Below are 7,695 nucleotides of genomic sequence, written 5' to 3'. Positions count from 1 at the left end.
GGAATAGCGGATGCGCTGGGATTGACCAGAGCGACTGATATAGTCATGGTCTTTATTGATCGTGGTGATTACTACGGGTCCATGGAGAAGGACACTATAGGTGGTATCATTGATCCAATGAAGCATCTGGACCGGCTTTGCTCTTCGGATAGTTGTAGTGATGGCATCAATGGCTACACGGTCACCAAATTCTTCTGGAAACCAAACTCCATGAATGGTCTTTGCATCATTGCCATAGCCAGTAAATTGCAAACTGGGTGCCTTGCCAAAACGCTCCATACAAACCCATGAGGCAGAAAACTCTTCTTCAAAGGATTGGAAATTTAGCCAGTCCACATAAAATTGATGCGGTCCTAACATCAGCAAAGGATCTCTCATAAGCTCCCTCCCCTCATTCTGTCCCGCCATGCAGCGCATTAGCGCGTGCCCGTTGAATGGCGTGAGCGACCGCACGACCAGTGACAACAGGATCACGGGCACCATTAACATGCACTGTGACATTTTGATTGTGTGTGATGGGGGAACGGTCTTTGTCTCTTTGCTCTCTCGCAGATGAATTTACAGGAGAAGCCCCCGCAAATTGTGGTATGGGCTGAATGGCTGTTTTACCCCCCAAAAAACTTGGCAAAAACTCTCTTACATCAATGGAACCAATCCACCCCTTAATGCGGCTAGGCAAAGATTTACAAAAATCCATCAATTGTGAGATAGACGACATAAAGCCATCGACAATCGAATTAGCCAGATCTTCGCCCGCTTGTTCCATACCAGCCTTGGCAGCATCAGAGAGCTTTTCACGGGCAAAAAAGCTCTTTCTAAACTGGAACTTCTTAAAATCCCCTTTTTACACCTCTCTCAAAGCAAAGATAAAACTGCCAAAACACGTGAGAGTCATCTAAGGATAATTGCATGAGACCATAACAGCTATAAACAGACTCCAATATTTGTATCATATTATTGTAACGATTTACTTACGTATAAAAGAAGAAGATAAAATTGTAATACAACTAAAAGTTCATACGGTTAATCAAGAGAAATTATACAGCATCACAAAACATCAATTGTTTGAAGATTATAAGTAAAAAATCAAAATAAAAAGCTTTTCTTATGAAAAAGAAAAGAGTTGCCCATGAGTAGATATTATAAACTCTAATAAAGGGCATAACTTGATAATTATACTGCAACAAACTAATAGAAACAGCCTTCTTGATAATTCTGGACAACATGTGCTAGCAAATTATGAACACACCCTTGACAAACTCCCCTTTCTTCAAAGATGAAAGCCTAAAAAGAAAAATAGAATAACAAACCATTATTCTGCTTTGTATTAAAGCTCAGTTCACATTAAACCATTGCACTTATAGCGTATAACCTGAAATCTTAGCAGCTTTGAAAAAAAATATGTCTGATTTTTCACTCTATTCCTAAATAACATTTAGACACTCCTACTGCTCTTCAAGTCCGCACATATAATACGTTTTTTCCCTCATGCTTTAAGACAAAGAAACAAATCCTATTATAACTTACTGCAACTTGCCGAAAATTGGGTGTCTTTCCCTATAACACCAAGATCTTTAATTAAAAGCGGTTTTCCTATTTCTCCATTATAGGCTTTAACGTGAATGGTCTTGCCTTTCACATCTATGAGGTAATAATCTCCATTAAAAAGCGCACCAGCTGTATAGATAGGGATATTTCCAAAAACCTTATCATTTTTCGCACGGCAATAAGACTGATAATGCGTGTGACCCACGAAGATTGCTTTAACATTATGAGAGGTAATAATTGACTTAAAGACCGACAAATCTTTAGCATTCTTTTTACGAATAAAAAAGGATTCACCATCAATGGAAGCAGCACGCGCATCATGAAAATTAATGATTGTCACTTTACCTCTTGCATCAGCAGCAGCTAAATCGTTCCTAAGCCAATCTAAAGATTTATTGATTTGCACTTCTGTAGACTGCCCCTTCAAACCAACCGTATAGCTTGGATAATTGTGAAGCTGCACATAGTGAACATCTCCATAATCCCAAGAATAACTCAAACTCCCCCTTATCGAGCGAATATTTCCACCCGAAATGGGAACCAAGCTTTCAGTAACATCTGCATTGAAATGCGATAATTGACTACGGTATTTTTTGATTTCCGATACCATTCTTGAAACTGCACTTATAGCACAAGCATCTTTGTAAAAGCTGAATTCTTGAGGATTTGTACAATTACCAACATTATTGGCATAATCGTGATTCCCTAGCCCCTCATAGACAGGTGCTCCAAGAGTTTTATAAACATTTTCATAATCATCATAGTTTTTTTGTTGTCCAAACTCCGTCAGATCACCATTGACAATATGGAATGCAGCTTTGTGCGCTTTTATCACACCAGCAACCTGCTCATTTATCTTTAACCATGGCTCTCTGTTTGATATTCCATTGGCATCACCAGAGTTTAAACGCCACGGTTGCGGATCAGCCATAATGATAGCAGTATAATTTTTTGTAAGAGACTTTTCTTTCATCGACCAATCCATGAATGCATCATGATAAGGACTCTTGTCTCTTTTTATTTTTTCAGCATCAAGATTAAAACAACCAGAGAGAGTAAAAGCAATCACGGTGATTACCAATTCAACTTTATATCTCATAAACCTATCACCATAAAAACGTTACATATTTTTTATATTAAAAAATTCATCAGAGACAATTTTTTTAGATTTTATTGTCAAAAATATGTCAAAAATTCGAAATAATAAAAGCAATAATCCTTCAATGAAGGTGCACTTTGATGATATAAAAGCACTGTTGATTTCAAGCCTTCAACTTGAAGCATCTTCATTGATTAAGATTTATAAGCTTGGGCTCTGGCTCTTTCAAATGTCATCGATACATCAACAGCTTATAAAAACTTAGTCGTATACTATTAAAATATCCCCAACAGGAGAAAAAATGTATTCTTATACTAGAGCACCCAACTCCTTTGGATATCAAGATCAAATATATTAGAATATTATGATAAATAAGGTATAACTAATCAAAAGTGCTAGCAATAGTGTTTGATTATTACCGTCATCACTTACTTTGACAAGTTATAAAAATGCAGAAGTATTACAGAAAATACTATTATTACTTTATAAAAAAAATAATATAACTTATGTAAGTATTATAATAATATTTATAATTTCTATAATATAGATTTACAGTAAATTTAATTATATAATATAAATAATCACAAACACATTGTGTATTAAATATAAATTAATACAAATTTAATATCATTTGTTTTTTAATTTTGACAAAAAACCAAAAATATCTTACCAAATAAAGACAATTACTGAAATTAATAACAACTATCCATTTTCACTTCTTCTTATGAAGTTTGCGGGGAAATGAATATTTGGGGGCTCTCATAAGGAGAATACTGGTGTATAAAACATCCCTTTTATCATGCACAGCTGCGGCTGCTATCATACTATTCAACATCCAGTTCACTGCACATGCTGAAACTCTTGGCGTTGCCAACGAAGAAAAAGATATATCCGGAAAAACGTACGAGACTATTTATGTAAAAAACAAAGGAAAAATCACCGGTAGTACTGTAACTGTAACTGGAAATAAAAACACAAATACAGACACAGGTAGCGATAAATATGTTGTAACAGTTGAAGGTGCTAACAGTGCGCTTGAATTAAATGGCTTAAATATTCAAGGCACTGATTCTGATGTTCGTTTTGGTATTTCTGTAAAAGACGGCGCTAACATCAACCTGACTGGGGGGAACATTACAGCTTCTCAAACTGGTGTTTATATTGATGATAGTAAGAATAGTAGAAATATACTACAAAATGTAGTGATATCAGATAATAAAAATGAAGCATCATCACTCCTTGGAATAGAAATAAACAACGAAAGTTTTATCACTTTAGAAAATGTAACAGTTAAGCAAGCAGAAACTGGTATACTTGCGGATGTCGTTTCTCAAGTTATAGTATCCGGAGGATCATTCGAAGGTAAAATGGATGGCGTATATGCTATGGGCGGCACCACTATTACTGTAGATGGCGGTACTAACATTACCTCATCTAATGGTAACGGACTCCATGCCGATGATGAAAATACCACCATAAAAATGACTGGGGGAAGCGTAACTGGAAAAGACGCAGCATTGTATACAAACGACGGTGGTCATATTAAAATCACGGGTGGTACTCTAACAGCTAAGGAAGATACCACAAGTGCACCTACTACAGAAGGGGATAACCCTGCATATAATAAGGGTACTAAAATTGAGAGTGGATTCGGCGCATTGTCTCAAGGTGAAAACAGTGTGATTGAATTATCTGATACAAAGATCAATGATGCGACAATCGGGTTAAAAACACAAGAAAGTGGCGCAATCGCAATGACTGGGGGAAGCATTACAGCGTCCAAAGTTGGTGCATTCTTTTTAGATAGCAAGAGCAAAGAAAACGAACTGAAAGATGTAGTGACATCAAGTGGGAAAGATGATGCGCCACTAATCAATGGAATCAAGGCAACTAACAGTAATGTCACTTTAAATAATGTAACAGTGACGCAAGCACAAACTGCCATAGATGCATATGATTCCACAGTAAAAGTCTTAGGAGGATCATTTGATGCAGAAAAAGCAGCAATATTTGCTCAAAACGGCGGCAACATCACTTTAACTGGCGGTGCAAAAATTACATCATATAACGATGCTGGACTCTATGCGGAAGGTTCAAAGTCCATCATCGAAATGACAGGAGGGAGCATTACAGCGAAAGAGGAAGCAGTAACGACAACATACGGTGGCCATATTACTGTTACAGATGTCACCCTAAAAACAAATGGTGATGGACTTGGTGTAGCTTCTGATGACCTTGGTAGCATGATTGAATTACTTGGAAAGACAACGATTAGTGATAGTGCAATCGGGCTTCAAGCACAAAACGGTGGTGTAATCAAGATGACTGGGGGAACCATTACAGCTTCTGCAGCTGGTGCTGGCTTCTTAAACAGTAACAGCCGTGAAAACAAACTAGAAAATGTGACAATATCGAGTGGTAAAGACGATGCGCCACTGAACTTTGGAATAAAAGCAGATAAAGGTACCGTCACTTTAAAAGATGTAACAGTGACTCAAGCAGCCGCCGGTATATTTGCAGATCATGATTCGACAATAACAATCTCGGGAGGATCATTTCATGCACAAAATGCAACAATATCTGCTCAAAACGGCAGCGCCATCACTTTAACAAACGGTGCAAAAATTACATCATCTGATGATGTTGGATTATATGCTAAAGATTCAAACTCCTCCATCACAATGATAGAAGGAAACGTCACGGGAAAAGCGAGTGCTTTGGTTGCTGAAGATGGTGGTCATATTACTGTTACAGATGTTACCCTAAAAACAAATGATAGCGATAAGTCATTTGGTGTATTTTCTAATGGCGCAAATAGTGTAATTGAATTGCTTGGAAAGACCACAATTAGTGGTAGTGCAATCGGGCTTGCATTCCAAAATGATGGCGCAATCAAGATGATTGGAGGAACCATTACAGCTTCTGCAGCTGGTGCTGGCTTCTTAAACAGTAACAGTCATGAAAACAAACTAGAAAATGTGACAATATCGAGTGATAAAGACGATACGCCACTGAACTTTGGGATAAAAGCAGATAAAAGTACCGTTACTTTAAAAGATGTAACAGTGACTCAAGCAGCCGCCGGTATATTTGCAGAGAATGATTCGACAATAACAATCTCGGGAGGATCATTTCATGCACAAAATACAACAATATCTGCTAAAAGCGGCAGCACTATCACTTTAACCAATGATGCAAACATTACATCATCTGATAATGTTGGACTCTATGCAGAAGGTTCAAAATCCACCATCACAATGACGGGAGGAACTGTCACGGGGAAAGGTAATGCATTGGTTGCTGAAAATGGTGGACATATTATTGTTGCAGATGTAGCTCTAACTGTCACAGATGTGGCTCCAAGTGACGACTATATATCGTCTGGTGTATTTTCTGTTGGTGAAGGCAGTGTAATTGAATTACTTGGAAATACAACTATTAGTAATAGTGCACTCGGGCTTCAAGCACTAAACGATGGTGCAATCAAGATGACTGGAGGAGCCATTAAAACTTCTCTAGTTGGTGCTGGCTTCTTAAACAGTAACAACAGCGAAAACAAGCTAGAAGGTGTAAAGATATCGAATAGTAAAGACGATGCGTTACTGAACTTTGGAATAAAAGCAGATAAAAGTACCGTCACTTTAAAAGATGTAACCGTCATGCAAGCAACCAATGCCTTAGTTGCAGATGATCACTCGACAATAACAGCCTCAGGAGGATCATTTCATACACAAAATACAACAATATCTGCTCAAAACGGCAGCGCCATCACTTTAACCAACAATGCAAACATTACATCATCTGATAACATTGGACTCTATGCAAATAGTTCAAACTCCACCATCAGCATGACGGGAGGAACCGTCACGGGGAAAGGTAATGCATTGGTTGCTGAAAATGGTGGACATATTACGGTCACAAATGTGTCTCTAAATGTTACAGATGTATCTCTAGGTGACGAAGATATATCGTCTGGTGTATTTTCTAATGGCGAAGGCAGTGTAGTTGAATTGCTTGAAGGAACAACGATTAGTAATAGTGAAATTGGACTTACAACAAACGATGATGGCGCAATAAACATGACTGGAGGGACCATTAAAACTTCTCTAGTTGGTGCCGGCTTTTTAAACAGTAACAGCGGTGAAAACAAGCTAGAAGGTGTGAAGATATCGAATAATAAAGACGATGCGTTACTGAACTTTGGAATAAAAGCAGATAAAAGTACCGTCACTTTAAAAGATGTAACAGTGACTCAAGCAGCCGCCAGTATAGTTGCAAATGATCACTCAACAATAACGGTCTCAGGAGGATCATTTAGTGGACATGATGTAGGAGGAAGCGCCGAAGCCAGCAGTACGATTATCTTAAAAAACAATGCTAACATTATATCATCTAATGGCGAAGGACTCCTTGCAGACGGTTCAGGATCTAAGATCATAATGACGGGAGGATCCGTAGCCGCGAACAAAACAGCGTTATTCGCAATCAACGGTGGGCATATTGATGCCACAGATGTTGCTCTAACAACAGAGGGAAAAGGAAGCGGTGTATTTGTAAGTGGCAATGACAGCACAATTCAATTGCATGGTGATACAATAATTAACAATACTTTGGACGGCCTTGGAGCAGTTAACGGTGGTAAAATCATTAGCGAAAACTTATCGATAATCGGTGGTGAAGCACTTGAAGGCTCCGACAACGAACGCACTGGTATATGGACATCGGACTCTGGTAGTGAAGTTAGGTTAATGGGCAAAACAACCATTCAAAATGTCGATGAAGGGTTTTATGCAGACGGTGGAAGTAAAATCATTAGCGGAGATTTAACAATAACTGGTAGTGAAAATAAAACAATGACCGTTGGTGTAAACGTTGCAGAAACTGATAGTGCAATCGAATTAAATGGTAAAACAATCATTCAAAATTTTGATGTTGGTCTTTTTGCAGGAAATAATAGCACAATTAAGATGACGAATGGTTATATTGGAGCAGCAGAGAATACAATAAAAAATAAAATAGAAGCAAAAAAAGTTGCACTATGGGCGGCA

The 7,695-nt window shown here is 37.9% G+C and carries 4 protein-coding genes; 1 reads left to right on the top strand and 3 read right to left on the bottom strand.

Annotated elements, in window-relative coordinates:
- From ACFIL8_RS06720 to ACFIL8_RS06710, 3 genes are all read right to left on the bottom strand, one after another.
- Positions 1-378: phage tail protein (locus tag ACFIL8_RS06720; RefSeq protein ID WP_375689209.1), on the bottom strand; the 378-nt coding region annotated here is incomplete at its 3' end.
- 13 nt (positions 379-391) lie between these two features.
- Positions 392-766 (bottom strand): hypothetical protein, encoded by a 375-nt coding sequence (locus tag ACFIL8_RS06715; protein WP_375689207.1) that lies wholly within the window; start codon positions 764-766, stop codon positions 392-394.
- 750 nt (positions 767-1,516) lie between these two features.
- The gene (locus ACFIL8_RS06710) at positions 1,517-2,647 is read right to left on the bottom strand and encodes a metallophosphoesterase (protein ID WP_375651423.1); all 1,131 of its coding nucleotides are present in this window, start codon (positions 2,645-2,647) and stop codon (positions 1,517-1,519) included.
- Between the two features lie 776 nt (positions 2,648-3,423).
- Between ACFIL8_RS06710 and ACFIL8_RS06705 the strand changes: the two genes are divergently transcribed.
- Positions 3,424-7,695, top strand: a 4,272-nt coding sequence (locus tag ACFIL8_RS06705; RefSeq protein WP_375689205.1) for a beta strand repeat-containing protein, incomplete at its 3' end; no start/stop codon positions are given.

Source organism: Bartonella sp. AP57NXGY (assembly GCF_042195805.1).
Taxonomy (GTDB): Bacteria; Pseudomonadota; Alphaproteobacteria; order Rhizobiales; family Rhizobiaceae; genus Bartonella.
Note: the sequence above shows the minus strand (reverse complement) of the source record. Positions and strands in the feature narration are given on the sequence as shown.